General features: G+C 60.9%; 24 protein-coding genes. 15 read left to right on the top strand and 9 right to left on the bottom strand.

The window, feature by feature from the left end:
- The 6 genes from INQ47_RS17970 to INQ47_RS17995 all read left to right on the top strand — a co-directional run bounded on the left by INQ47_RS17970 (position 1) and on the right by INQ47_RS17995 (position 6,068).
- Complete coding sequence (locus INQ47_RS17970) at positions 1-951, top strand: PDR/VanB family oxidoreductase (RefSeq protein ID WP_404702251.1); 951 nt, start codon at positions 1-3, stop codon at positions 949-951.
- A gap of 108 nt (positions 952-1,059) precedes the next feature.
- Positions 1,060-2,304 (top strand): OprD family outer membrane porin, encoded by a 1,245-nt coding sequence (locus INQ47_RS17975; RefSeq protein WP_404702252.1) that lies wholly within the window; start codon positions 1,060-1,062, stop codon positions 2,302-2,304.
- Positions 2,305-2,325: 21 nt separating this feature from the next.
- Positions 2,326-3,624 (top strand): MFS transporter, encoded by a 1,299-nt coding sequence (locus INQ47_RS17980; protein ID WP_404702253.1) that lies wholly within the window; start codon positions 2,326-2,328, stop codon positions 3,622-3,624.
- Between the two features lie 106 nt (positions 3,625-3,730).
- Positions 3,731-4,339 (top strand): flavin reductase family protein, encoded by a 609-nt coding sequence (locus INQ47_RS17985; protein ID WP_404702254.1) that lies wholly within the window; start codon positions 3,731-3,733, stop codon positions 4,337-4,339.
- Positions 4,340-4,384: 45 nt separating this feature from the next.
- Entirely contained in the window at positions 4,385-5,509 is a 1,125-nt protein-coding gene (locus INQ47_RS17990; protein ID WP_404702255.1) for an amidase, read from the top strand.
- A gap of 40 nt (positions 5,510-5,549) precedes the next feature.
- Positions 5,550-6,068 (top strand): nuclear transport factor 2 family protein, encoded by a 519-nt coding sequence (locus INQ47_RS17995; protein WP_404702256.1) that lies wholly within the window; start codon positions 5,550-5,552, stop codon positions 6,066-6,068.
- A gap of 208 nt (positions 6,069-6,276) precedes the next feature.
- On the opposite strand, the gene INQ47_RS18000 is transcribed toward INQ47_RS17995, so the two are convergent.
- The 3 genes from INQ47_RS18000 to INQ47_RS18010 form a co-directional block, all read right to left on the bottom strand.
- A complete protein-coding gene (locus INQ47_RS18000; RefSeq protein WP_252459761.1) occupies positions 6,277-7,527 on the bottom strand; it encodes a ribonucleotide-diphosphate reductase subunit beta in 1,251 nt (416 codons plus the stop codon).
- Positions 7,528-7,969: 442 nt separating this feature from the next.
- On the bottom strand, positions 7,970-8,101 hold the full coding sequence (locus INQ47_RS18005) for a hypothetical protein (protein WP_289711634.1): 132 nt from the start codon (positions 8,099-8,101) through the stop codon (positions 7,970-7,972).
- 139 nt (positions 8,102-8,240) lie between these two features.
- The gene (locus INQ47_RS18010) at positions 8,241-11,120 is read right to left on the bottom strand and encodes a ribonucleoside-diphosphate reductase subunit alpha (protein WP_176685118.1); all 2,880 of its coding nucleotides are present in this window, start codon (positions 11,118-11,120) and stop codon (positions 8,241-8,243) included.
- 927 nt (positions 11,121-12,047) lie between these two features.
- On the opposite strand from INQ47_RS18010, the gene INQ47_RS18015 reads away from it, so the two are divergent.
- Positions 12,048-12,746 (top strand): response regulator transcription factor, encoded by a 699-nt coding sequence (locus INQ47_RS18015; protein ID WP_176685117.1) that lies wholly within the window; start codon positions 12,048-12,050, stop codon positions 12,744-12,746.
- Complete coding sequence (locus INQ47_RS18020; RefSeq protein WP_209967606.1) at positions 12,743-14,350, top strand: ATP-binding protein; 1,608 nt, start codon at positions 12,743-12,745, stop codon at positions 14,348-14,350. Before INQ47_RS18015 ends, INQ47_RS18020 begins: the two co-directional genes overlap by 4 nt.
- Positions 14,351-14,353: 3 nt before the next feature.
- Here INQ47_RS18020 and INQ47_RS18025 read toward each other — a convergent pair whose 3' ends face one another.
- Complete coding sequence (locus INQ47_RS18025; protein WP_404702257.1) at positions 14,354-15,055, bottom strand: 4'-phosphopantetheinyl transferase; 702 nt, start codon at positions 15,053-15,055, stop codon at positions 14,354-14,356.
- 247 nt (positions 15,056-15,302) lie between these two features.
- On the bottom strand, positions 15,303-16,094 hold the full coding sequence (locus INQ47_RS18030; protein WP_021783309.1) for a dienelactone hydrolase family protein: 792 nt from the start codon (positions 16,092-16,094) through the stop codon (positions 15,303-15,305).
- Between the two features lie 129 nt (positions 16,095-16,223).
- Here INQ47_RS18030 and INQ47_RS18035 point away from each other — a divergent pair, with 129 nt between their 5' ends.
- From INQ47_RS18035 to INQ47_RS18050, 4 genes are all read left to right on the top strand, one after another.
- A complete protein-coding gene (locus tag INQ47_RS18035; RefSeq protein ID WP_010952338.1) occupies positions 16,224-16,829 on the top strand; it encodes an outer membrane beta-barrel protein in 606 nt (201 codons plus the stop codon).
- Positions 16,830-17,024: 195 nt separating this feature from the next.
- Positions 17,025-17,702 carry a response regulator gene (locus tag INQ47_RS18040; RefSeq protein WP_176685113.1) on the top strand — a complete coding sequence of 226 codons (678 nt, stop codon included), beginning with the start codon at positions 17,025-17,027 and terminating at the stop codon, positions 17,700-17,702.
- Positions 17,699-19,045 carry an ATP-binding protein gene (locus tag INQ47_RS18045; RefSeq protein ID WP_404702258.1) on the top strand — a complete coding sequence of 449 codons (1,347 nt, stop codon included), beginning with the start codon at positions 17,699-17,701 and terminating at the stop codon, positions 19,043-19,045. Before INQ47_RS18040 ends, INQ47_RS18045 begins: the two co-directional genes overlap by 4 nt.
- A gap of 351 nt (positions 19,046-19,396) precedes the next feature.
- Positions 19,397-20,719, top strand: coding sequence for a dicarboxylate/amino acid:cation symporter (locus tag INQ47_RS18050; protein WP_252459758.1), 1,323 nt, complete (start codon positions 19,397-19,399; stop codon positions 20,717-20,719).
- A 153-nt stretch (positions 20,720-20,872) separates the two neighbouring features.
- Here INQ47_RS18050 and tsaA read toward each other — a convergent pair whose 3' ends face one another.
- The 4 genes from tsaA to INQ47_RS18070 form a co-directional block, all read right to left on the bottom strand.
- Positions 20,873-21,565, bottom strand: a complete 693-nt coding sequence (tsaA, locus tag INQ47_RS18055; RefSeq protein WP_404702259.1) for a tRNA (N6-threonylcarbamoyladenosine(37)-N6)-methyltransferase TrmO — start codon at positions 21,563-21,565, stop codon at positions 20,873-20,875.
- A 6-nt stretch (positions 21,566-21,571) separates the two neighbouring features.
- Entirely contained in the window at positions 21,572-22,033 is a 462-nt protein-coding gene (locus tag INQ47_RS18060; protein WP_003254807.1) for a DUF1456 family protein, read from the bottom strand.
- 49 nt (positions 22,034-22,082) lie between these two features.
- The gene (locus tag INQ47_RS18065; RefSeq protein ID WP_404702260.1) at positions 22,083-22,793 is read right to left on the bottom strand and encodes an rRNA pseudouridine synthase; all 711 of its coding nucleotides are present in this window, start codon (positions 22,791-22,793) and stop codon (positions 22,083-22,085) included.
- Between the two features lie 119 nt (positions 22,794-22,912).
- Positions 22,913-23,368, bottom strand: coding sequence for a GNAT family N-acetyltransferase (locus INQ47_RS18070; RefSeq protein WP_404702261.1), 456 nt, complete (start codon positions 23,366-23,368; stop codon positions 22,913-22,915).
- Positions 23,369-23,662: 294 nt separating this feature from the next.
- On the opposite strand from INQ47_RS18070, the gene INQ47_RS18075 reads away from it, so the two are divergent.
- The 3 genes from INQ47_RS18075 (at position 23,663) to INQ47_RS18085 (ending at position 26,899) form a co-directional block, all read left to right on the top strand.
- Positions 23,663-24,202 (top strand): hypothetical protein, encoded by a 540-nt coding sequence (locus tag INQ47_RS18075; RefSeq protein WP_404702262.1) that lies wholly within the window; start codon positions 23,663-23,665, stop codon positions 24,200-24,202.
- Between the two features lie 190 nt (positions 24,203-24,392).
- Positions 24,393-25,238 (top strand): DUF6502 family protein, encoded by an 846-nt coding sequence (locus INQ47_RS18080; RefSeq protein WP_021783318.1) that lies wholly within the window; start codon positions 24,393-24,395, stop codon positions 25,236-25,238.
- Positions 25,235-26,899 carry a DUF5666 domain-containing protein gene (locus tag INQ47_RS18085; protein ID WP_404702263.1) on the top strand — a complete coding sequence of 555 codons (1,665 nt, stop codon included), beginning with the start codon at positions 25,235-25,237 and terminating at the stop codon, positions 26,897-26,899. The genes INQ47_RS18080 and INQ47_RS18085 overlap by 4 nt, the downstream gene beginning before the upstream one ends.
- The last annotated feature ends 27 nt before the right edge of the window (positions 26,900-26,926 follow it).

A 26,926-nucleotide genomic window follows, 5' to 3' on the forward strand; every position in this document is an offset into this window, starting at 1 on the left:
ATGAGGAGTCAGATGCTGGACGTGGTCGTGCGCAAACGGGAGGTGCAAGGCGGCGATGTGGTTGTGCTCGAGCTGGCCTCTGCTGATGGCCAGGCCTTGCCCGCTTTCACCGCAGGCGCGCACGTAGACGTACATATGGCAGCGGGCCTGGTCAGGCAATATTCGCTGTGTGGAGACCCTGCCGATGGCGACATGTATCGCCTGGGTGTGCTCAGGGATGCGAACTCGCGGGGTGGTTCCATCGCGGTGCATGCGCTGCAGCCAGGGGCTGGCCTTTGCATCAGCGCTCCACGCAATTTGTTCGCCCTGGTGCCTGGGGCGAGTCATTACATTCTGCTGGGTGGCGGCATCGGCATCACCCCGATGATCGCCATGGCGCATGAGTTGCATGCCACGGGCTGCTCGTTCGAGCTGCATTACAAAGGGCGTTCGCAGTCACGCTGTGCATTCGTCGACGAACTCACCTCGGGGGCTTTTTCAGAGCAAGTGTTCACGCACTTTGGTGACCAAGGGCCGCAGTTGGACCTGGCCGCGGTGTTCGGTTCTGCCCCGCCTGGCAGCCATGTCTATACATGTGGCCCGGTCGGTTTCATGGATTGGGTCGTCGAAAATGCGCGTGCCCTAGGTTTTGAAGAGCAGCAGATCCATCGCGAGTACTTCCAGGGAGAAGCGGACACTGCCGGGGCCGGTTTCGAGGTGGTTGCCGCGCGCAGCGGCAAGTCGGTGCCGGTTGCCCAAGGGCAGACAATTGTCGATGCGCTCGGCGCCGTGGGTATCAAGGTGGACGTGTCGTGTGAGCAAGGCGTTTGCGGTACCTGCCTATGCGACGTGCTCGAAGGTGAACCGGACCACCGTGACGTGTACCTGACCGAGGAAGAAAAACAAACTAATGAGCAAATAGTCTTGTGCTGTTCCCGGGCGCGTACACCGCGCCTGGTGCTGGATATCTGAAAAAAACAAAAACAATACGTGACTGCAATTCGAACGCCCACAGGTGCTCGCATCTGCACTTCATTCGACTGCCGATGACATGCAGGATCACAATTTCAGGAAACTACAATGGAAATTCACTGGCCGTTGCGTGCAACAACGCTTTGCATATTGTTGGGTTCGGTAGTGCCGAAACAGGTCAATGCCGACGTCATGGATGACAGCCACCTTTCCATTAACTTAAGAAACTTGTACCTGAACAGGAATTTTACCAACCGTGACGCACCTGCCGACAAAGTGGGTAACTGGTCGCAGGGCTTCGATTTACAATTTGAGTCCGGGTATACGGACACACCGTTGGCCGTTGGGCTGGATGTCAATGGTCAAATCGCCGTACGTTTGGACGCCTCGGGTAACGATGGCTCGCTACCCTATAGCCATCACGATGAAAGAGTGACTCGGGACTATGGGCGCGCGGGCGCAACGTTGAAACTGAAGTTTTTCAATAGTTCTTTGAAGATAGGCGACATCAAACCCAATTACCCAGTCGCCTCCAATGACCCCAGTCGTTTATTGGACACCGTGTATCAAGGCGCGGTGATCGAGTCACGGGATATTGATCGCCTGACAGTGGTAGGTGGCAGGTTCTGGTCCATCGTTACCCGCGAGTCCTCGAATCATGAGCGGCTGTATCGCTATGGCACCTCGGATAGCCTGGACAGCGAAGGACTGGACTTTGCCGGGGCAACGTATTCCCTGACCCCGAAGTTGCAGGTCAGCTACTTCCATGGTGTGTTGAATGATATCTACAAACAGGATTATGGAGGTTTTAAACACCAATGGGACGCCGGTAATGGCTATTTGCTCAAGACCGACATTGGCTACTTCAACAACCGAGAGGACGGTAACGCCCGCAGTGGAACCGTCGATAACCGAGCCTACAGTGCGCTGGTGACGCTGGAGAAAAGCGGGCATCTGTTCGGTGCCAGTTACCAACGCATGACGGGCGATACCGTATTCCCAACTCTGAACGGCTATGTCCCCCAATTGTATTTACCCAACTGGGCTGGCATGCCGTTCATCCGTCCGGATGAGCGGAGTTGGTCAGTGCGTTACGGCTATAACTTTGCCGCGATGGGGCTGCCTGGGCTGCGCGTGTTTACCCGCTACATAAAAGGCACCGATATCGACCGCGGCGCAGGATTGAACCGCGACCAGGAAAGTGAGCGGGATGTGGTGGTCAGTTATGCGATTCAAAGTGGGCCACTGAAAGGTTTGGGTGTTGAGTTAAAGAACTACCGCATCCAGCAGCAATACGGCAACGACTATGACGAGTATCGTCTGGTGACCTCCTATACCTGGAATATTTGGTAAGCGCAGCGGAGAAATACAATAATGACTAATTTTGAAAATCACATCCAGACCAACCGCGATGCGCGAACCATGCGACGTATTGTAATGGCTTCGGTGTTGGGCAATGCACTTGAGTGGTATGACTTCTTTCTCTATGGAACGGCAGCGGCGCTGATCTTCGCCCCGTTGTTCTTCCCGGCAGGGACCGATCCTGTCCTAGGCACCATGGCATCGTTCGCCGGTTTCGCCGTCGGCTTTCTGGCTCGTCCGCTGGGCGGGGTGATCTTCGGGCACATCGGCGACAAGTCGGGACGCAAGAAAGCGCTGATCCTGACCCTTGGCATCATGGGCGCGGCCACGTTCGCGATAGGGCTGCTACCCACATTCGAGCAAGCGGGTTATCTCGCGCCAGTCTGCTTGGTGCTGCTGAGGATTTTGCAGGGCATCGCCTCGGGTGGCGAATGGGGTGGTGGTGTACTGCTTATCAGCGAAAACGCGCCGAAAGGCAGGCTGGGCTTTTTCGCCGCCTGGAGCCAGCTGGGTGTGGTGGGCGGCTTCGTGTTGTCGGCTGCAGCTTTTTATCTGATCCAGCTGTTGCCCGTTGAGCAAATGATGAGCTGGGGATGGCGCTTGCCATTCCTGGCCAGCATCGTGATCTTTGGCGTTGGGGTTTACATCCGCCGTCACCTGCCGGAAAGCAAGGAATTCGAGGCGCAAGGCAGCAAGAACGAGAACGAGCATGTGCCGGTTCTGGAGTTGTTCCGCAACCACCGAAAAGCGCTGTTGCAAGCCATGGGCCTGCGTATCGCCGAGAATGGCAGCGCCTATCTGTTTCTCGCCTTTACCGTTGCTTACGCGAAGTTCACCGGCCTGGACACTCAACTGGTACTGGCCAGCGTAATGGCAGCAATGATCGTCGAGGCGTTTAGCCTGGTCTTCTGGGGATGGCTGTCGGATCGAATCGGGCGGCGCCTGGTGTACGCATTCGGTTCGGTCAGCCTGATGTTGTTCGCGTTTCCCTTCTTCTGGCTGCTGGACACACATCAACCTGCGCTGGTGTATCTGGCGACGCTGGTAGGCCTTGCTGTCTGTCACGGCGCAATGATCGGTACGCAGCCGGCCCTGATGGGCGAGCTTTTCCCCGCAAAAGTGCGCTATTCGGGGCTGGCGATGGGGCATGAAATTGCCTCTATCGTCTCCGGCGGCCTTGCCCCACTCGCCGCCACGGCGTTGTTCAGCCTCTACAAAGATGCATGGCCAGTCTCTGTGATGCTGGTCGTCATGGGCGCCATCACCACCGTTGCAGTGTTTACGATCCGTCAGCCCAAGGACACAGATTAGACCGTGCAGTAAGTCCGTTTTGCCTGGGCTCTTTGTGCGGGAAGGGCTCCGGCTTTTTGGTCCAGCCGCAGCCGTCATGTGGACGGCTCAATGAGGACGTATCGAAATGACAACATTTTCCTATATAGACGGGCGTGGGCTCGATCCTGACTCTGCGCACAAGTTGGTCGTGGGTTGTGTGGTTCCCCGGCCCATTGCCTGGGTGACGACCGTCGATCAAGAGGGAAGGGTCAACGCCGCTCCTTTCAGCTCCTACAACTACGTATCGACCAGTCCGACCCTCATTGCGATCAATATCGAGCATCGTGATGGGCAGCCTAAGGATACGGCGAGGAACATTCGTGAGTCGGATGAGTTCGTGGTCAATGTGGTGACCGAGGCCAATATGGAACTCATGCATCGCTGCGCATGGACCTATGGGCCAGATGAAAGTGAGGTCGATCTGCTCGGTATTGAGTTGTTGCCCAGCCGATGCGTCAGTGCACCGCGCATCGCTAGTACACCTGTGCAGATGGAGTGCCGTCTCCACCAGGCACTTATCCTGGGGAATGGCAGCAGCACGCTGTTCGTCGGGGAAGTCGTGGCCTTTCACCTGTCCGAGGAGATTTTCGATGGCAGGCGTATCGATAGCGCCAAGATGCGCCCGCTGGCTCGCCTGGGGGGGCCTTTCTACGCCGCCCTGGGCGAAATATTTCACCGACCGATCCAGCAGTGATGGCTACGGTGCTTGTTCAAACATTCATGAAAAGGAGTCACTGCAGTGACCATCATCGTTAGCGAGCTGGATCTGAGGGCGCGCGGCGGACTGCGTGTGGCGGTCAAGGACACCATCGACGTCGAAGGCGTTGTCACGCGCGCTTCTTCGCAGGCACTGGAAGATTCCGTGGTGGCACAACGGCATGCCGATGTTGTTGCAAACCTGCTGGCAGCAGGCGCACATTTGACGGCCAAGGTCAGCCTACACGAACTGGCTTTCGGCACCACCGGTATCAACCATCATGTGGGTACTGCAGCCAACCCGCGTTTTCCAGGGCGTATTCCGGGGGGATCTTCAAGTGGCTCTGCGGCTGTGGTCGCGGCGGGCCTGGCAGATTTCAGCCTGGGGACCGATACCGGTGGGTCAGTACGTATTCCGGCCTGTTGTTGCGGGGTTTTCGGACTGAAGCCTACGTTTGGCCGGGTAAGCAGGGCAGGGGTCATGCCCGAGCATACGACCCTGGATTGCGTCGGACCGTTTGCAAATTCGCTGTCCATGCTGGGAATCGCCATGGGCATGATCGACCCTACCTACCGGCCCTCACCAGTTCCTGAGGGAGCCACGGTGGGCGTGCTGCAGGTGTCAGCCCGCGCAGAAGTCGCCGCGACTGTCGCCCAGGCACTACTGCGTAGCGGGCTGCCTCTGCAAGACGTGGCGTTCGAGTATTTCGCCGCCGCCTTTGAGGCGGGCTTGGTGATCATCAATCGCGAGACGTACCGGGCCTGTGGTCATCTGCTGCAGTCGCAGAAAGTGGGAGCAGATGTCGCCGTCAGGCTCAGCGCAGCTGCCGATACCAACGAGGCAACATTGGCCCGAGCAGAGCAAACCCGGCGGTTGTTCAGCGCCGAGGTGGACGAGGCGTTGGCCCGTTTCGATGTGATTGCGCTGCCGACCATGCCCGACTTTCCCTTGCGCCTGGAAGAAGCAGGCGACACCAGCGCAGTACTTGGCATGACTGCCTTGGTGCGCCCCTTCAATCTCTCAGGTCACCCTGCATTGAGCATACCGTTGGCCAATGAGAGCGGTTTGCCCGTGGGGCTGCAACTGGTCGGCGCAAAGGGCAAGGACGCGCGCCTGCTTGCGGTCGCTCAGCGTGTATTGATGAACATCTACGCCGCCCGACCTTGAAGGTCGGTGCTGTACTGATTGCCCTTGTCGAGGTCGTTACATGTTGGATATCCAAGCAATCGCAGCGCGCCTTGCAGCGTTCGAGCATCAGCAGGCAATACGTGTCTGTATCAACCGCTATATGCAGCTTTGTGACAGGCTGGATGCCAACACACCGTTGGATGAGCTGGCCGGGCTGTTCACCCAGGATGCTGTGTGGGAGGGGAAAGGAGCCCGTTATGCCGGGCGCTTTGGAGGGCACCGTGGCCGTGAAGCCATCCGCGGCATGTTTTCTACCTACATGCAAACGCCTGCGCACTTCGCACTGAACGTGCATTTCCTTACTAGTGAAGTCATCGACGTGCAGGAAGATATCGGCTTGGGAAGCTGGACGATGTTGCAGACCAGCACCTTCAGCGACGGTGCTTCGCACCTTAATGCCGCTCACTTGACCGTTCGCTTCGAGCTTAATGGCGGTGTATGGCGGATGGCCCACTTCCAGACCGAGAACCTGTTCAGCCGGCCTGTGCGCTTCTGGGATAGCGATGCAGTGTTGCCAGTACCTACATCAGCTTCCTGATCCTCAATCAAAGCGCTAAAGTGGGTTGGCTCTAAGCCTTACGCGGAGGGGGTAAAACGCCAAGCTGCAGCAAATCCCTATATGCAAAAAAGCCACCTTGGCCTTTGCGGCTCAGGTGGCTTTTTTCATTTCATGCGCTTATTTGGTGCGAGAATTCGGAAAATCTGAAATTCGTTCGGTTCTCGCAGAAAAATAAGGGTAGGCGAGATCAATCCCAGCTCAACGCCCCACCCGTCTGATACTCAATCACCCGCGTCTCAAAGAAGTTCTTTTCTTTCTTCAAGTCCATGATCTCGCTCATCCATGGGAACGGGTTGGTAGTCCCTGGGTACTCTTCTTTCAAACCAATCTGGGTCAGGCGACGGTTGGCGATGAACTTGAGGTAGTCCTCCATCATCGCCGCGTTCATGCCCAGCACGCCGCGTGGCATGGTGTCGCGGGCGTATTCGATCTCCAGCTGGGTCCCTTGCAGGATCATCTGGGTCGCTTCTTCCTTCATCGCCGCATCCCACAGGTGCGGGTTTTCGATCTTGATCTGGTTGATCACGTCGATACCGAAGTTCAGGTGCATCGACTCGTCACGCAGGATGTACTGGAACTGCTCGGCCACGCCGGTCATCTTGTTGCGGCGGCCCATGGACAGGATCTGGGTGAAGCCGCAGTAGAAGAAGATGCCTTCCAGTACGCAGTAGTAGGCGATCAGGTTGCGCAGCAGCTCTTTGTCGGTTTCGACGGTGCCGGTGTTGAACTCTGGGTCGGAGATGGCGCGGGTGTACTTCAGGCCCCAAGCGGCTTTTTTAGCGACCGACGGGATCTCGTGGTACATGTTGAAGATCTCGCCTTCATCCATGCCCAGCGACTCGATGCAGTACTGGTAGGCGTGGGTGTGGATCGCCTCTTCGAAGGCCTGGCGCAGGATGTACTGGCGGCACTCCGGGTTGGTGATCAGGCGGTACACGGCCAGGGCCAGGTTGTTGGCAACCAGCGAGTCGGCGGTGGAGAAGAAGCCGAGGTTGCGCATGACGATGCGGCGCTCGTCTTCGGTCAGGCCGTCCTGGCTCTTCCACAGGGCGATGTCGGCGGTCATGTTGACCTCTTGCGGCATCCAGTGGTTGGCGCAGCCGTCCAGGTACTTCTGCCAGGCCCAGTCGTACTTGAACGGTACCAGCTGGTTGAGGTCGGCGCGGCAGTTGATCATGCGCTTTTCATCTACTGCAACGCGGGCCGAGGAGCCTTCCAGTTCGGCCAGGCCTTCGGCAACGTCGAGGGCGTCGAGGGCAGCCTTGGCACGTTTGACGGCTTCGGAGTCAGAAGCGGTGGCCGCACGGGCCTCCAGGGCGGCGGCACCACCGGCGCTGTCGAGTTTGTCGAGGGTGGCGGCGGCAGCGGCCTGCGCAGGGGTGTTGCCTTTGGCGACTACTTCGCCGTCTTCTTTGTCGAATTCGTCCCAGCTCAGCATGGTTTGGCTCCTGCTTGAGGGTCGCCCAGAGGCAACCGGTTGGATTTTAAGAATGTGATGCCTGACGCAAGGCCGTAATGGCGAATGGGCAGCTCGAGAGGCTGACTCTCGTTTACATCTGAATGTGTTCTGGCTTGTACCTGGCCAGGCCTCTGGGAGGGGCCAGGACAATTGAATAGGTGCTCTTTTCAGAGGGCGCAAAGTATACCGGAATTCACCTTCGATCGGGGTGCGCGTGTTGCCGGCGAGGGTAACTTTTTCGACCGGTTTGGCATGCGTCGGTTCACGAAACAGGTGGCTTCTTCTACGGGGGGAGAGTGTAGCGCCAACCTATATGTTGTGCCAGTTTAAATTTTAAGGCACATCATATGGTGTTTTTATGAGGGCTGCGTTGTCGGGGCCGGCCTCACCGCGGGCTTGCCGGCGATGAGGCCAGCTACCACTAGCTGCGGTGGGTGTGCAGCGTTTCGACAATGTGTGTCTTGGGGTACTTGCGTGCCTGTTCGACCGAGGTGAAACGGCCGGTTTCGGCGTTGCGACCAATCTTGCGAGATGCCAGTTTTTTCCGCGCCATGGGTTTACATCCTGTTTTGAGAGGTCCTGTTCTTTTACCGAGCTGCGTGAACAGTGGGCAAAGGGCAAGGTTTCTCTGAGGCGCGGATACAAAAATGCCGCGCGGGGCACCGTTGGGCACCCCGCGCGGCATTCAGGCCTTACTGGCAGGCTTCGCAGTCAGGCTCGTCGATCGCGCAGGCCTTTGGCACTGGCGCAGGGCCGGCTGCCTGGACCGGGGCGCTGTCGCCACCGCTGGAAACGGCGTTGAGCTTGCCGGTGTTGATGGTCGACTTCTCGGTGCTGGTCGCGGCCAAGGCACGGAGGTAGTAGGTGGTTTTCAGGCCACGGTACCAGGCCATGCGGTAGGTCACGTCCAGCTTCTTGCCCGATGCACCGGCGATGTACAGGTTCAGCGACTGCGCCTGGTCGATCCACTTCTGGCGACGGGAAGCCGCGTCGACAATCCACTTGGTCTCGACTTCGAACGCAGTGGCGTAAAGGTCTTTCAGCTCTTGCGGGATACGCTCGATCTGCTGTACCGAACCGTCGTAGTACTTCAGGTCGTTGATCATGACCGAGTCCCACAGGTCGCGAGCCTTGAGGTCGCGAACCAGGTACGGGTTGATCACGGTGAATTCGCCCGACAGGTTCGACTTCACGTACAGGTTCTGGTAGGTAGGCTCGATCGACTGCGATACGCCGGTGATGTTGGCGATGGTCGCGGTTGGTGCGATGGCCATGATGTTCGAGTTACGAATACCTTTCTGTACGCGGGCACGTACCGGCGCCCAGTCCAGGGTTTCTTCCAGGTTGACGTCGATGTACTTCTGGCCACGGGCCTCGATCAGGATCTGTTGCGAATCCAGCGGCAGAATGCCCTTGGACCACAGCGAACCCTGGAAGGTCTCGTAGGCGCCGCGTTCATCGGCCAGGTCGCAGGAAGCCTGGATGGCGTAGTAGCTGACCGCTTCCATCGACTTGTCGGCAAACTCGACGGCAGCATCGGAGCCGTAAGGAATGTGCTGCAGGTACAGCGCATCCTGGAAGCCCATGATGCCCAGGCCGACCGGACGGTGCTTGAAGTTCGAGTTACGCGCTTGCGGCACCGAGTAGTAGTTGATGTCGATCACGTTGTCGAGCATGCGCACGGCGGTGTTCACGGTGCGTTGCAGCTTGGCGGTGTCCAGCTTGCCGTCGACGATGTGGTTCGGCAGGTTGATCGAGCCCAGGTTGCAGACCGCGATCTCGTCCTTGTTGGTGTTCAGGGTGATCTCGGTGCACAGGTTCGAGCTGTGGACCACGCCCACGTGTTGCTGCGGCGAACGCAGGTTGCACGGGTCTTTGAAGGTCAGCCATGGGTGGCCGGTCTCGAATAGCATCGACAGCATCTTGCGCCACAGGTCTTTGGCCTGGACGGTCTTGAATACCTTGATCTTGTTGTACTCGGTCAGGGCTTCGTAGTACTCGTAGCGCTCTTCGAAGGCCTTGCCGGTCAGGTCGTGCAGGTCTGGCACTTCCGAAGGCGAGAACAGGGTCCACTTGCCGTCATCGAAGACACGCTTCATGAACAGGTCAGGAATCCAGTTGGCGGTGTTCATGTCGTGGGTACGACGGCGGTCATCACCGGTGTTCTTGCGCAGCTCGATGAACTCTTCGATGTCCAGGTGCCAGGTTTCCAGGTACGCACACACGGCGCCTTTGCGCTTGCCGCCCTGGTTGACCGCAACGGCGGTGTCGTTGACCACTTTCAGGAACGGTACGACGCCCTGCGACTTGCCGTTGGTGCCCTTGATGTACGAGCCCAGTGCACGGACCGGGGTCCAGTCGTTGCCCAGGCCGCCAGCGAATTTCGACAGCATGGCGTTGTCGTGGATCGCGTGGTAGATGCCCGACAGGTCGTCCGGCACGGTGGTCAGGTAGCAGCTGGACAGCTGCGGGCGCAGGGTACCGGCGTTGAACAGGGTCGGGGTCGAGGCCATGTAGTCGAACGACGACAACAGGTTGTAGAACTCGATCGCACGGGCTTCCTTGTCTTTTTCTTCCAGCGCCAGGCCCATGGCCACACGCATGAAGAACACCTGCGGCAGCTCGAAGCGCACGCCATCCTTGTGGATGAAGTAGCGGTCGTACAGGGTCTGCAGGCCCAGGTAGGTGAACTGCTGGTCGCGCTCGTGGTTGATCGCCTTGCCCAGCTTTTCCAGGTCGAAGTCGGCCATGGCCGGGTTCAGCAGCTCGAACTCGATACCTTTGGCGACATAGGCCGGCAGGGCCTTGGCGTACAGGTCAGCCATCTCGTGGTGGGTGGCGCTGTCGGCTACATTCAGGAAGCCCAGGCCTTCGGCGCGCAGGGTGTCCATCAGCAGGCGGGCGGTAACGAACGAGTAGTTCGGCTCGCGCTCCACCAGGGTACGGGCGGTCATTACCAAGGCGGTGTTGACGTCCTTGATGGCCACGCCGTCGTACAGGTTCTTCAGGGTTTCGCGCTGGATCAGGTCGCCATCGACTTCGGCCAGGCCTTCGCAGGCTTCGCTGATGATGGTGTTCAGGCGGGCCATGTCGAGCGGCGCCAGGCTGCCGTCAGCCAGGGTGATGCGGATGCTCGGGTGCGGCTCGACCACGGCGTCGGTGTTGGCGCGGGTGGCACGCTCCTTGGCGCGCTGGTCACGGTAGATCACGTAGTCGCGGGCGACTTTCTGCTCGCCGGCGCGCATCAGGGCCAGTTCGACCTGGTCCTGGATTTCTTCGATGTGGATGGTGCCACCCGATGGCATGCGACGCTTGAACGTGGCGGTAACCTGCTCGGTCAGGCGCGCGACGGTGTCGTGGATGCGCGACGAAGCGGCGGCGGTACCGCCTTCAACTGCGAGGAACGCCTTGGTGATGGCCACGGTGATCTTGTCGTCGGTGTAAGGGACGACAGTGCCGTTGCGCTTGATCACGCGCAGTTGGCCAGGGGCGGTGGCAGCCAGATCCTGGTTGGAATCGGCGGCCTGCGGCACCTTGGCCTGCGGGTTCTCGCGAGTTGTGTCGGTTTGCATGGGTGGGTGTCTCCACAATTTCTATTTTGTTCAGGCGCCCTAGGGGCGCCCACCGTTCCGTCCACTTGCTCGATGGCCCTGCGGGGATGCGCAAAGCATGCGCATCCGCCCGCACGGGCGTACCGACTTCGGGACAGACTCAGGAATAAGGGGCAATGGCTTGCCGCTCCCTGGCCGAAGTCAAAGGTTCTGGGCGGGGCCCAAAATCTGTTGCTGATGGATGCCAGGCCTGGCCTGCAACACCCATGCCCGAACAAGGCCCTGGAAGGGCTTGCCTCGGTCGCCTCCGCAGGAGCGGTTTGGTTGCTGAAATCACTTCAAGTTCCGCCCGGAAAATCGCTTGATTTTGCGGGTTGACTTTTGTGTGTGATTTTGCACGAAACCCTATATCTAGTGGTTCACTGCGATCGGGATACAAGATAATGCGGTATTGGGGGCTTTGCAAGGCGAGCGCCTGTGGATAACGTGTGCGTACTTTGTGAGTGAATGGTGGGTATTCGCTGTAGGCCTTGTGCCAAGTGGTTTGCAGTATTTTTCTGCAACGTGACGCTCTTGGGCAGTTTTTTTCGGGCGCGAACCCTGTCACAAAAAACGGTTCAGTCGAGGGGGCGGTAGGGGCATGTCTGAAGATCTTGGTTCCCGCGCGCGCGGTCGCCTGTAGGAGCGGGTTTACCCGCGAAAGGGCCGAGCCTGCTGGCCAATCTCCACCTGCCGTTCACCGTTGCCCCCGCCACCGTATTCGCGGGTAAACCCGCTCCTACACATTGATCGGTGGTGGGCACACATCGGGGGCGGACACAGGTCGTTGTAGCGAGCTTCGCTCGCGATGCGCCGCCCGCGCGGCGCTCGATCTCACAGGCCCCACCCATCTACAGTCATACTCTCAGCTGCCCTGACACGATCCCAAGAACAAACAAGGCCAAAGTCATGGACCAAACCCTACCCCGCATCCTCATCGTCGAAGACGACCAGCGCCTGGCCGAGCTCACCGCCGAGTACCTGCAGGCCAACGGCTTCGAGGTCAGCGTGGAAGGCGATGGCGCCCGCGCCGCCCGGCGCATCATCGACAGCCAGCCCGACCTGGTGATCCTCGACCTGATGCTGCCCGGCGAGGACGGCCTGAGCATCTGCCGCCGCGTGCGCAGTCAGTACCAGGGGCCGATCCTCATGCTCACCGCGCGCAGTGATGAACTCGACCAGGTTCAGGGCCTGGACCTGGGCGCCGACGACTACGTCTGCAAACCCGTACGCCCACGCCTGCTGCTGGCACGTATCCAGGCCCTGTTGCGCCGCAGCGAAACCGTGGACAGCAAGCGCCAGGACCTGGCCTTCGGTGCGCTGCGTATCGACAACCGCCTGCGCGAGGCGCACCTGGGCGAGCAGTTGATCGAGCTGACCGGCGCCGAATTCGACCTGCTCTGGCTGTTGGCCAGCAACGCTGGGCGGGTGCTGTCCCGTGAACAGATCTTCACCGCACTGCGTGGCGTGGGCTACGACGGCCAGGACCGCTCCATCGACATCCGCATCTCGAAAATCCGCCCCAAGATCGGCGATGACCCGCTTCAGCCGCGGTTGATCAAGACCCTGCGCAGTAAAGGCTACCTGTTCGTCGGCGAGGCACCATGAACAATTCGATCTTTCTGCGCATCTACGGCGGCATGCTGGCCGTGCTGGTGCTGGTGGCCCTGCTTGGCGTGCTCAGCCTGCACCTGGTCAATGAAGTGCGCGCTGCCCAGCACCGCGAGGGTCTGGCCCAAGGCACCTTCAGCCTGATGGCCGACAACCTGGCAGTGCAGAATGAAACCCAACGCAAGCGTTCGCTGCTGATCTGGGAGCGCCTGCTTGGCGTGCCGTTGGCGCTGCAGCCGATGAGCGCACGCAGCCTTGACGGCGGCCAGCGGGCGCGCCTGTACCGTGGCCTGGTGGTGGTCGAGAGGATTGGCCCGCATGCGGCGCAAGTGCTGCGCAAGGTGGGCCAGGAAGACCTGATGCTGGTCGCGCAGATCAAACAGATCAGCGAGCAACTGGCGCGGGCCACCCTCTATTTACTGGCCGACGAGCTGGTGCGCTACCCGGTAACCGAACAGCAGCAACGCCTGGCACAGATCAAGCAGGAAAAAGGCTTCGGCTTTGGCGTCGCCTTGCAACGTATCGAGCGGGTCGGCCTGGACGATGACCAGCGGCGCCGGGTGGAGGAGGGGGACACGGTGATGGCGCTGGGCAAGGATGGTGACTCGATCCGTGTTTTCGCCGGGCTGACGGGCTCGCCATGGGTACTGGAAATCGGCCCGCTGTACCAGCTCAACCCTTATCCGCCGCAGTTGCTGATCCTGATTGCCTTCCTGGGGCTGTGCCTGATCGGCCTGGTGGTCTACCTGCTGGTGCGTCAGTTGGAGCGTCGTGTGTCAGGCCTGGAGATTGCTGCCACGCGCATCGCCCAGGGCAGCCTGGACACCCGCGTGCCGGCCGGCGACGCCGACTCGGTGGGGCGCCTGGCAGCTGCCTTCAATGGCATGGCCGAGCACCTGCAGCGTTCGCTGACCATGCAGCGCGAGCTGGTGCGAGCGGTGTCCCACGAGCTGCGCACGCCGGTGGCGCGCCTGCGCTTTGGCCTGGAGATGATCGAAAGCGCCACGAATGAACAGATGCGGGCAAAGCACCTGGCGGGCATGGACGGGGATATCCAGGACCTCGACAAGTTGGTCGACGAGATGCTGACCTACGCCCGCCTGGAGCAGGGCGCACCGGCCTTGAAGTTCCAGCGGGTCGATCTGGATGCCTTGCTCGATCGGGTGATCGAAGAGCTGGCACCTTTGCGTGCCGAGGTGCGGGTGGTGCGCGGCGACTGCCAGGGTGCGGATACCGAAGGCGCCTGGGTCGAGGCCGAGCCGCGCTACTTGCACCGGGCCCTGCAGAACCTTGTCGGCAATGCCATGCGCCATGCCGAGTCCGAGGTACGCCTTAGCTTTCAGTTGGGGCAGCAACGCTGCCGCATCGATGTGGAAGATGACGGACCCGGGATACCCGAGGGTGTCTGGGACCGCATTTTCACACCGTTCACCCGCCTCGATGACAGCCGTACCCGTGCTTCGGGCGGGCATGGCCTGGGTTTGTCGATCGTACGGCGGATCATCTACTGGCACGCGGGTCGGGCTACGGTGGGGCGCAGTGCCGCGTTGGGTGGAGCCTGCTTCAGCCTGACCTGGCCGCGGCAGCAGGCACCGCTGTAAAGGTCAGACGCTGACCAGACTCAGCAGGTGGCCGTCCTGCAGGCAGAACTGGCCTTGCAGCTCTGCGCCTTGCTGCCACTGCGGTGACAGGTCGGTGAGCAGGCGCAAGCGCGCCAGCCCTTCCGCGGACCAGTCGAGTACTTCTGCGTGTTCGAAGTAGAAGCGTTGGCGAGTCAGTGGGTACAGGGTCTTGAACAAGCTTTCCTTCAGCGAGAACGTCAGGGTGACCGTAAGCCCAAGCTGGCGGCGGTCCAGGCGCTCCAGTTCTGCCGGGGTGAGGATTTCGCCCATCAGCCGCTCGGCGCGCTCGTCATCCAGCAGGGTTTCCTGATCCAGCCCCAGGCCTTGGCAACTGCCCTCGGCGGCGACCACGGCGGCGGCCCAGCCCTTGCCGTGTGTGATCGAGCCATGAATACCGGTGGGCCAGATGGGCGAGCGGTCTTCGTGGGTGCCGGGCACGTAGTCGCGGCCGTCCAGGTGCTGCAGCGCGGCACGGGCACATACGCGACCGGCCAGGTACTCGGCCTGGCGCTTGGCGACCGAGCGCTGCAGGCTGGCGTTGGGCACGATACCGGCGCGCTGGAAGTCGTCGGCGGCCAAGTGGGCAGGGTCGAAGGCGCAACTGACCAGCACCGCGCCGGGCAATGGGTGGGGCAGGGGCCAGTGGTGCTGGAGCGGGGCGCAGCAGGCGGGAAGTGTGTTCATGGCGGCTATTGTGCCAGCTGTGCAGGCGCTAAGGGAGGTGGCGTGGCAGGATGACTTACCGCAGCCATGAAAACATGGCGCAGATCACAGCGTGATCCTTGTGGGAGCGGGTTTACCCGCAAAGAATACACCGCGGTGGATGGCACGGGCTTCGCCCGTGTTCGCGGGCAAGCCCGCTCCCACACAGATCGCGCCAGCTTTTAGAAATTGAGCAAGACAGTTGCTGCTACAACGATTGCACAATCTTTTATTTGAACACCTTCTTGAAGAACGCCTGCATATCCGCCCAGGAACGCTCGTCCGCTGCCTTGTTATAGCCAATGTCCGGCCCCCCATGCTCACCATGGCTCAGCCGATCGGCATCGGGGTTGGTGAAGCCGTGCTTGGCCCCTTCAATGTTGACGAACTGGTAGTTGACCTTGGCCGCATCCATTTCCGCCTTGAACGCGTCCACCTGCTGTTGGGTGACCATGCTGTCCGCAGCGCCATGTTCAACCAGGATGTCCGCGCGCACTACGCCAGGCTTGGCCGGCGTTTTGGTGGACAACGCGCCATGGAAACTCACCACGCCGTCCAGTTTCTCTCCACGACGTGCGGCATCGAGCACCACCTTACCGCCAAAACAGTAGCCGACAGCGCCCAGTTGATGCTTGTTCACATTCGGCTGCTTTTTCAACAGGTCCAGGCCCGCGTCGAAGCGCGCTGCGGCTGCGGCCGGGTCCTTCATCGCTTCGGCCATGAATGCCTGGGCATCCTGCGGGTGCTCGGTGTGCTTGCCATCGCCATACATGTCGATGGCCAGCGCTTTGTAGCCCAGGGCGGCAAGATCTCTCGCGCGGCGCTTGGCATAGTCGTTCAGGCCCCACCATTCATGCACCACAACGATGCCTGGGCGTTTGCCGTCCAGCGCATCATCGTAGGCGTAGTAGCCGACGAGGCGGTTGCCATCGTCGTCCTGATAAGGAATCTCACGGGTCACTACCGCCGCTTGGGCGAGGGCGGCGCTGCACATCAGGGTCAGGGCCAGCAGGGCTCGCATGTTCACTACTCCTTGTTTTGCTGTCGGTTCGTTCAGCCGGGGTTCAGCCAGGGTTCAGTCGCGGTTCAGGGTGCCCTGATTACTCTAGCTTCCAGACCGAAACAGCGCACCCAACTGGAGTATCCAGCCATGAAAACCTTCAATACCCTGCTTGCCGCCATGGCCGTCTGTGCCGCTGGCATTACCACCGCCCAGGCCGCGGACGACAACTTCGCCAGCCTCACCTACGGCCAGACCAGCGACAAAGTCCGCAAGTCCGGCCTGCTGCAACGCAACACCGACCACCTCAATGCCGACGGTATTATCGGCAAGGACGATACCTGGGGTGTGCGTCTGGGCAAGATCAACGACCAGGGCCGCTACTACATGACCTATGACAATGTCTCGGGCGACCACAGCGGCCTGAAGTTGCGCCAGGAAAACCTGCTGGGCAGCTACGATTTGTTCCTGCCGGTGGGCGATACCACCAAGCTGTTCGGTGGGGGCAGCCTGGGTGTGACCAAGCTCACCCAGGACTCGCCCGGTGCCAGCCGGGATACTGACTACGGTTATGCCTACGGTCTGCAGGCCGGCGTGATCCAGGACATCACCGACAAGGCCTCGGTCGAACTGGGCTACCGTTACCTGCGCACCAATGCCGCGACCGAGGTGGGCGCACATGGCGGGCCGAAGGACGGCACCCTGCGTCTGACCAGCAGCGCCCAGACCTACCTGGCTGCTTCATACAAGTTCTGACGGACGAGCCGCGTTATCCTGTACTGGCCTCTTCGCGGGCACGCCCGCTCCCACAGGTGCTGCACAAACCTCAGAAACCGTGCAGTGCCTTTGGCTTCACAGGTGCTGCACAAGTTTCAGAAACTGTGCGATTGCTGTGGGAGCGGGCGTGCCCGCGAAAGGGCCGGTACAGGCAATACATATAAGGAGCTGCACATGAAACTGCTGGTGGTCGAGGACGAAGCCCTGCTTCGCCATCACCTCTACACCCGCCTGGGCGAAAGCGGCCATGTGGTCGAGGCGGTCGCTGACGCCGAAGAAGCGCTGTACCAGGCCGAGCAGTACCACTTCGACCTAGCCATCATCGACCTGGGCCTGCCCGGTATCAGCGGCCTGGAGCTGATCACGCGCCTGCGCAGCCAGGACAAGACCTTCCCCATTCTCATCCTCACAGCCCGTGGCAACTGGCAAGACAAGGTCGAGGGCCTGGCCGCCGGTGCCGACGACTACCTGGTCAAGCCGTTTCAGTTCGAGGAGCTTGAAGCACGGCTCAATGCCCTGTTGCGCCGCTCCAGTGGTTTCACCCAGTCGACCATCGCCGCAGGCCCCTTGGTGCTTGACCTCAACCGCAAGCAGGCCACCCTGGACGAACAAGCCCTGGCCCTGACTGCCTACGAATACCGCATCCTCGAATACCTCATGCGCCATCACCAGCAGGTGGTGGCCAAGGATCGCCTGATGGAGCAGTTGTACCCAGGTGACGAGGAGCGCGACCCCAATGTCATCGAAGTGCTGGTTGGCCGCCTGCGCCGAAAGCTTGAAGGCGAGCACGGCTTCAAGCCCATCGACACGGTGCGCGGCCTGGGCTACCTGTTCACTGAGCGCTGCCGATGATCCGCTCGCTGCGGGTGCGCCTGATGCTGGCCGCCGCAGTGTTGGCGCTGCTGTTCATGCTGGCGTTGCTGCCGGCCTTGCAGAAGGCCTTCAGCCTGGCTCTGCAGGAATCGATCGAGCAGCGTCTGGCCTCGGATGTGACCACGCTGATTTCCGCTGCGCGTATCGAGCATGGCCGGTTGCAGATGCCGACACTGCTGCCGGACGAGCGCTACAACCTGCCCTACACAGGCCTGCTCGGCTATATCTTTGACCGCGACGGCAAACTGGTCTGGCAGTCGCGTGCCACCGCCGACCGGCACATCAACTACCAGCCGCGCTATGACGGGCGCGGCAACGAATTCGCCCGCATTCACCAGTCCGATGGCGAAGAGTTCTTCGTGTACGACGTCGAGATTAAACTGCTGGGTGGGCAGAGCGCCGCCTACAGCATTGTTGCCCTGCAGCCCGTGAGCGAGTACAAGGCCACCCTCAATGGCCTGCGCGAAAAGCTCTACCTGGGGTTCGGCGCTGCATTACTGGCGCTCATGGTGTTGTTGTGGGCAGGCCTGACCTGGGGGCTGCGCTCGTTGCGACGCCTCAGCCACGAACTGGATGAAGTGGAATCAGGTGCACGTGACGGCCTGAGCGGCGAGCACCCACGCGAGTTGCTGCGCCTGACCCGCTCGCTCAACCGTCTGTTGCGCAGTGAGCGTGAGCAGCGCACGCGCTACCGCGACTCGCTGGACGACCTGGCGCACAGCCTGAAGACGCCGCTGGCGGTGCTACAGGGCGTGGGTGAAAGCTTGCAGCAGCGCAGTGGCGAGCGCGAGCAGGCACGGGTGCTGCAAAGCCAGATCGAACGCATGAGCCAGCAGATCGACTATCAACTGCAACGCGCCAGCCTGCGCAAGAGTGGCCTGGTACGCCACAGCGTATTGCTGCGGCCGTTGCTCGACAGCCTGTGCAGCACTTTGGCCAAGGTTTACCGGGACAAACGTGTGAACGTGGTGCTGGAGTTGCCGGAGGCGGCGCAGGTACCGATGGAGCAGGGCGCATTGCTGGAAATGCTTGGCAACCTGCTGGAGAACGCCTACCGGCTGAGCCTGGGCCAAGTGCGGGTGAGCCTGGTGAAGGCGCCGGGGCACCTGACCTTGTGCATCGAGGACGACGGGCCGGGCGTGCCCGCCGATCAGCGCGAGCGCATTCTGGAGCGCGGGGAGCGGCTGGATAGCCAGCACCCGGGGCAGGGCATAGGCTTGGCAGTGGTCAAGGATATCGTCGACAGCTATGACGCCGAGCTGAGCCTTGGCGATTCTCCGCTGGGGGGCGCCGCGTTCAGGATCACCTTCAACCTGGATTGACTCGCAGCCTGTGCCAGCCCATCCGCAGGTAAATCCGCGAATGGGCTGGCACAGGCAATCCATAATGGGCGGATTTCCGCCATCCCTCCTTGTACAAATTCCGCCAACGGGCGGAAATCCGCCAATCCGCCCTGGGAATATCGCCCTGTCGTTGGGCATTTATCCCTAGCAAATACGGGCCTTGCACCCTTCATGGGCATTTTGGCACCACCCTTGCTATTGATCCTCGCAGAGGCCTGCCCAGGCAGCTCGAACACAACGACAAATCCCTCCAAGTGCAGGAGGGTTAGCGATTCAGGTGCCCCCATCACCCTGGGAAGGGTGAACCGGCACACTTGAGGAAAATTAGCCATGACGACACGTCAGCCGCTGTACAAATCCCTGTATGTTCAGGTGTTGGTCGCCATCACCATCGGCATCCTGCTCGGCCACTACTATCCGGAAACGGGCGTTGCCCTCAAACCCTTGGGTGACGGCTTCGTCAAACTGATCAAGATGGTCATCGCCCCGATCATCTTCTGTACCGTGGTCAGCGGCATTGCCGGCATGCAGAGCATGAAGTCGGTCGGCAAAACCGGCGGCTACGCGTTGCTGTACTTTGAAGTCGTCTCCACCATCGCGCTGATCATTGGCCTCGTCGTCGTCAACGTGGTCAAGCCAGGCGCTGGCATGCACATCGACGTCAGCACCCTGAATGCCAGCAGCGTGGCTGCCTACGCCGCCGCGGGTTCGCAGCAGACCACCGTCGGTTTCCTGCTTAACGTCATCCCCAATACGGTCGTCGGCGCCTTCGCCAACGGCGACATCCTGCAAGTGCTGATGTTCTCGGTGCTGTTCGGTTTCGCCCTGCACCGCCTGGGCAGCTACGGCAAGCCGGTACTGGACCTGATCGACCGCTTTGCCCATGTCATGTTCAACATCATCAACATGATCATGAAGCTGGCTCCGGTCGGCGCGTTTGGCGCCATGGCCTTCACCATCGGCCAGTACGGTGTCGGCTCGCTGGTGCAGCTGGGCTACCTGATGGCCTGCTTCTACATCACCTGCCTGCTGTTCGTGCTGGTGGTACTGGGCGGTATCTGCCGTGCCCACGGCTTCAGCGTGCTCAAGCTGATCCGCTACATCCGTGAAGAACTGCTGATCGTGCTGGGTACTTCGTCCTCGGAGTCGGCCCTGCCGCGCATGCTGGCCAAGATGGAGCGCCTGGGTGCCAAGAAATCGGTAGTCGGCCTGGTTATCCCTACCGGCTACTCGTTCAACCTGGACGGTACCTCGATCTACCTGACCATGGCTGCGGTGTTCATCGCTCAGGCCACTGACACCACCATGGACATCACTCACCAGATCACCCTGCTGCTGGTACTGCTGGTGGCTTCCAAGGGGGCTGCCGGCGTTACCGGTTCGGGCTTCATCGTGCTGGCCGCGACCCTGTCGGCTGTTGGCCACCTGCCGGTTGCCGGCCTGGCGCTGATCCTCGGCATCGACCGCTTCATGTCCGAAGCCCGCGCCCTGACCAACCTGGTGGGCAACGCCGTTGCCACCGTGGTGGTGGCCAAGTGGGTCAAGGAAATGGACGACGACAAGCTGGCTTCGGAATTGGCCTCCGGTGGTGCGCCGTTGATCGACACCCGCCCGACCGACGACCTGGGCGTGGCTGAAGGCCCGGCTCGTTGATAGCTAGTTGAAATGAGAAAGGCGACCCAAGGTCGCCTTTTTCGTGTCTGCGCGGTCCCTTGTGGGAGCAACTGTCTTGCTCAATTTCTAAAAAGCTGGCGCGATCCCTGTGGGAGCGGGCTTGCCCGCGAACACGGGCGAAGCCCGTGGCCCTCAGCCCAGTACCACTTCCAGCACCCGGATGACGTCCGGCTGCGGGTAATGCCACCTTACTTGCACATCCCAGAACTTCACCCCGTACACCCGCTCAGCCGGTGGTATCTGGTAGGCCGGCCGTGGGTCCTGCGCCAGGCATTGCTCGATCAGCTCCACCAGCGGCTCGCTCAGGCGCAGCGCATGCTCGCGGGCCTGGAACAGGGCGTTGTCGGCCCAGTGCACGGCAATTGCCACCGGCGCAGCATTGGCCATCTGGTTGCTGGCGCCAGCGATGCTGTCGGCATAAGGCACGTACGGCTTGATATCCAGCACCGGCGTGCCGTCGAGCAGGTCGATCCCGGACAGCAGCAGGCGCCCGGGCTCCACGCCCTCCAGGCGTACCACCGACTGGCCGATGCCGTTGGGCCGGTGGGTTGCGCGCGTGGCGAACACCCCCATGCTCTTGTTGCCGCCCAGACGCGGTGGCCGCACTTTCAGACGCGGCTTTTCTTCCAGGGCCTGGTGGAACAGAAACAGCAGCCAGACATGGCTGACCTGCTCCAGGCCTTCGACCGCGTCACCTTGATCGAACGGCGGCAACAGTTCGAGTACGCCACGGGCGGCAGGCGCCAGCTGTGGCTGGCGCGGAATGGCGAACTTTTCCTTGAAACAGGAGTGGACGATGCCGACCGGGACAACCGTATGCTGCATGGCCACTCAGCCGCGCACGCGCAGGGTCAGGCCCTTGAGGAAGTTGCGCATCAACTGGTCGCCACACGGGCGGTAGTTGTCGTGGCCAGCCTTGCGGAACAGCGCGCTGAGCTCAGGTTTGCTGACCGGGAAGTTGACCGACTTGAGAATCGCGTGCAGGTCGTCTTCCTTGAGCTCAAAGGCCACACGCAGCTTCTTGAGGATCAGGTTGTTGGTTACCGGCAGCTCGATCGGCTGCTGCGGGCGGCTATCGTCTTTGCCTCGGCGGTAGATCACCAGGCCGTCAAGGAAGTGCGCCATCACCCGTTCCGGGCAGCGCACGAAGCCTTCCTCTTCTTCTTTCTTCAGGTAGGTGGCCAGCACCAGAGGATGCACTTCGAGGCCAGAGAGCCCAATGATCTCGGCCATCTTGGCGTCGTTCACCTTGAGCATGTAGCGCAGGCTGCGCAGGACGTCGTTGTGGTTCATTGCAGCAGAATCCTGTTCAGGTGCCGCGCGTTCCGGCGCGGCGTATTGCTTAAAAACGTTCGGAGGTAGCCAGGTAGCGCCATTGGCCCAAGGGCAACTTGCCCATCGACACACCACCCAGGCGAATGCGTCGCATGCTTAAAAGCTCCAGACGCAGGTAGGCGCATAGCTCGGAAATCTGCCCTGGTTGTGGGTTTTTCAACACCATGCGCAAGTGTGTCTCGTTCTGCCAGCTGGCCTTGGCCTTAGGCAATTCGCGGTCATTGCGCATGGCCCCGCGCGCCAGGCGTTCCAGCGCCTGGGGGGTGGTCTCGCCGCGCACTTCAATGATGAACTCCTGCTCCAGGCGACGCAGGTCGGCCTCGATCTTGCGGGATACCCGCCAGTCCTGGGTAAACACCTGCAGGCCGCTGGCGCCACGCTCCAGCGGTGCCACGCAGGCCTGCCGGGCAAAATGCCCGTGCAGGGCGCGCACGCCTTCGCGGTGGGCTTCGCTGAGGCTGCCCATGTTCATGCTGGCGCGGGCGACTTCACTGTCCATGCCGGCCGGCTGGTTCAGCAGCAGGGTGACCGGCTCCAGGGTTTCGGCACGGGCGCCCGGCAGCAGCTCGACGCGCTGCTGCTCAACCTTGAATTGCGGCTGCTCGACCACCACACCATCGACCGTTACCCAGCCTCCTTCAATGTACTGCTCGGCCTCGCGGCGGGAGCAGCCGAGCTGCTCGATGAGGCGTTTGGACAGGCGGACGGGTTCGGACATGGGGCAATTCGCAAGGCAGGGAAAGGCCTCCATTGTACCTGCCTGCAAGCGGTAGATGATGGGAATCTGTGTCAGATGCGCCATTTTGGACACATAGCGCGGCACATTCAGGCGCCGCCTCAAGGCACTATGCGCATTAGCCTCATGTGCAGCAGAGGGTAGGGCTGGCCCAGGCCGTCGGTTTCCGAACGGCCGATGACCTCGAAACCTTCATGCAGGTAGAAGCCCAGCGCTCTCGGGTTCTGTTCGTTGACGTCAAGGTACTCGGCATTCAGTTCGCTGATGGCATAGCGCAGCAGGCGCTTGCCTACCCCTTGGCCGCGGTAGCCAGGTGCGACGAACAGCATGTCCACCCGCCCGTTGGCGACACCGGCGAAACCACAGATGCGCTGGCGGTCCTTGCAGCAGATCAGCATCACTGCGTCGAGATAACGGCGCAGCACATGTTCGCGCAGCAGCAGGATATAGCCCTCTGGCAGAAAGTCGTGGGTGGCACGTACCGAATCCTCCCACACTTGTACCAGCTCGCTGTAGTCGCTCAAGCGCGGGGTTTGCAGCGTCAGTAGCGCAGGCATGCCGGCGTTCCTCTGGGGCAATAGGGAAAACATAGCAGGCCAACCACCGGTCGGCTTGTTCGCTTGGCGCTTGAGACCTGGGGAGTGACGGTCTATTAATTAAGCGTGGGAAAAAATCCCACGTAAATATAAGTTCAATCTGAAACTGGATTCCTGACTGATTTGGCGTTCTCGTGGCGAAGATCTGGAGACGGACTATGCAAATCCACCTGCTGTTCAAGAAGGCGTTACTCGCGGCAGCTGTAGCTGGCGTGTTATCGATGTCCATTGCCTTGATCCCTGACTCGATTTCTCATGGCACCAGTGCTTACGCTAAAGATGGCGGCGGCGGCGGTGGCGGTCATGGGGGAGGCGGTGGTGGCCATGGTGGCGGTGGAAGTGGCGGCGGCGGTGGTCACGGTGGCGGCGGAAGTGGTGGAGGCGGTGGTCACGGTGGCGGCGGAAGTGGTGGAGGCGGTGGTCACGGTGGCGGCGGAAGTGGTGGAGGCGGTGGTCACGGTGGCGGTGGAAGTGGGGGAGGCGGTGGCCATGGTGGCAGCGGAAGCGGAAGTGGTGGCCACGGCAGCGGCAGTGACGGTGGTGGCCATGCCGGCAACAGTGGCAGTGGCCACGACGGCAATTCAAACGCTGGGCGCAGCAGCAACCATGCTGAAGCAGGTGACGATCATGGTAATCATGTCGGCGGTGAGCCTGGGGATGATCACGGTAATCACGTTGGTGGTGAACCTGGTGATGATCACGGCAACCATGTGGGTGGCGAACCGGGTGATGACCACGGTGTTCATGCCGGTGGCGAGGCCGGGGATGACAACAGCAGAAGCTGATTGGTACTGATCCGAAGTGGTCCATACAAAACCCAGCGGACGGGTTTTGTATGAGCAGGTTCTGGCCTGCCTGCCTTTGTCACGTCATTTCCAATGAGCGCTGACAGCTTTTTCCTCGTCCATGCCGGGACATGATTGCGGTTTGCGTGGGATTTATTCCCTCGCTTTATACTGGGTGCCTCTGTCAAGGAATGCCCTCAATGCAATCGCCTGTTTTACCCCCGTCGATGCTGAGTGCGCTGCGGCGTGTCATGCGCCCGCTGGTGCGCCTGATGCTGCGCAAAGGGGTCACCTACACGATGTTCACCGACCTGCTCAAGGAGGTGTTCGTCGATGTAGCCCATCGCGAGTTTCGCCTGAACGACACTGCGCCAACCGACAGCCGTATCAGCCTGCTTACAGGCGTACATCGTAAAGATGTCCGGCGGCTGCGTAATGAGGGCGACACTGCACGTGCGACCCTGCCGGATAACATCACGCTAGGTGCACAGCTGGTCAATGTGTGGACCAACACCCCACCATTCTGCTCGGCGCCCGGCCAGGCGAGGGCGCTTGCACGGCTAGCCAGTGTGGGTGGCGATTGCTCATTCGATGCCCTGGTCGCCAGGGTCAGCACCGATATCCGCGGTCGGGTGGTGCTGGACGAATGGCTGCGCCTGGGCGTCGTGCGGCTCGATGAGCAGGATTGCGTGCACCTGGAAGCCCATGCATTTGTGCCACAGAAGGGCTTTGATGAAAAGGCTGCGTATTTCGGCCACAACCTGCATGACCATGCCTGTGCTGCGGTGCATAACCTCAGCGGCGAAGGCCAGCCGTTTTTTGAGCGTAGCGTGCACTACGATGCCTTGAGCCCGGCCAGCGTCGAGCATCTGCGTGACGTGGTAGCCAAGGATGGCATGCAGACACTACTTGCCTTCAGCCGACTTGCAGCTGAGTTGGAGAGTGTTGATGAGCCCGGTATCGAACAACGTCAGCGCATCACTGTCGGGCTTTATTTCTACACTGAAGCTACCGATTCCGATCCGTCGAAGACACCCGGGCCATGACACTTTTTGTGCGCTACCTAAGTGCTTTCACGTTTGCCCTGGTTTTCGGGTGGAACCTGATGGTCCCGGGCGAGGTGGCTGCAGCGCCGGTATGTGTCAGCCGTGACGAAGTGGGTATGGCCGGTGCCGCGAGTCTACAGTTTCCCGGCGGCATGGGCGGCACCGGTGTGCGCAATGAAAATGGCGGCGTCGGTGGCACCGGTGCCCCAGTCCAGCAACGGCCTGGGGGTACAGGCGGCACAGGTGCAGTGGCGGATGGTGTGGACGGTACCGGTACGCCGATCCTGCACCCGGGCGGTACTGGAGGGACTGGCATCGTCGGTACCATCACCGGATTCGCCTCGATCTGCGTCAATGGCATGGAAGTGCACTATGGCAAGGACGTACCGGTGAGTGAAAACGGCGCACCTGCCAGCAGTGGTCAGCTGGCGATCGGGCAGGTGGTGGCGGTGGAGGCATTCGCCACCCAGCGCGGCCTGCAAGCAGGGCGCATTTCGATCCTCAACGTCTTCGAAGGGCCATTGACGGCGCTGCCCAATGCCTCGGCCCCCCTGCGGGTCATGGGGCAACCTGTGCGGTTGGCCGCTGGCGCGCGGGTGGCTGAAGGGCTGCGCCCTGGTGAGCCCGTGAGGGTCAGCGGCCTGCGCGATGCCCGGGGAGAAGTAGTGGCCACCCGCATCGAACGGGCACCGGGTTTGAGGGAGGCCAGCGCCATCGGCGCGGTTGATCGCACTGGCAGCCTTCAGGGGCTGAAGTTGGGTACCCGTGTGGCGCCTGCTCGTGAATTGCTGGTGCGCGGCCAGTGGACCGGGCGCCAGCTTGAAGTGGCGCAAACCCGTCCAGACCCGAGCCTGCCTTTTGCTGGCCGTGTCCAGCAGGCGGTGGTTGAAGGGCTGGTGCAGCGCACACAAGCTCGGCAGTTGGTGGTCGCAGGTATCAATGTGACGTTGGGGCAGGGCACCGTAATTGTCGGCAGGCAGCCAACGGCGTTGGCGCTCGATCAACGTGTGCGGGTGAGCGGGGTGCTCAATGGTACTCATGAGCTGCGGGCAACCCGCGTGGAATTCCAGGATGACCGTGTAGACAATCCCGGCAGAAGCCAGTCGGGGCAAGGTAGTGAGCATGACAAAAGCAGCTCCGGCGGTTCCAGCAGCGGTCATGGCGCACGCGATGCGACCAACGATCGCGATGAAAGCAGTGATGACCACAGTGGGCGCAGCGCCGTCGACGGCTCCGGTAGCCATGGCAGCGTTGACAAGTCGGGAACGTCGGCACACCGCGACACCTTGGAGCAGTCGGCCCGCAGCAACAGCGGAAGCTCCGATCGGGTTGAAAAGGTTGAAGTCGAAAAAACCGGGAAGGTTGAAAAAGTAGAGAAGGTCGAAAAACCCGACAAAGTCGAGAAAGTCGAGAAAGTCGAGAAAGTCGAGAAAGTCGAGAAAGTCGAGAAAGTCGAGAAAGTCGAGAAAGTCGAGAAAGTCGAGAAAGTCGAGAAAGTCGAGAAAGTCGAGAAGGTCGAGAAGGTCGAGAAGGTCGAGAAGGTCGAAAAAGTCGAGAAGGTCGAAAAACCTGAACGGGTCGAAAAGGTCGAGAAGGTGGAGTTACCAGAGAGAGTTGAGAAGGTGGAAAAAGTCGAGCATCCAGAGCGATCCGGGCGTTAGCCAACTAGGCTGGGAAAGTCCGACCAT

The organism is Pseudomonas sp. 3HC3 (assembly GCF_044904505.1).
Lineage (GTDB): Bacteria > Pseudomonadota > Gammaproteobacteria > Pseudomonadales > Pseudomonadaceae > Aquipseudomonas > Aquipseudomonas putida_Y.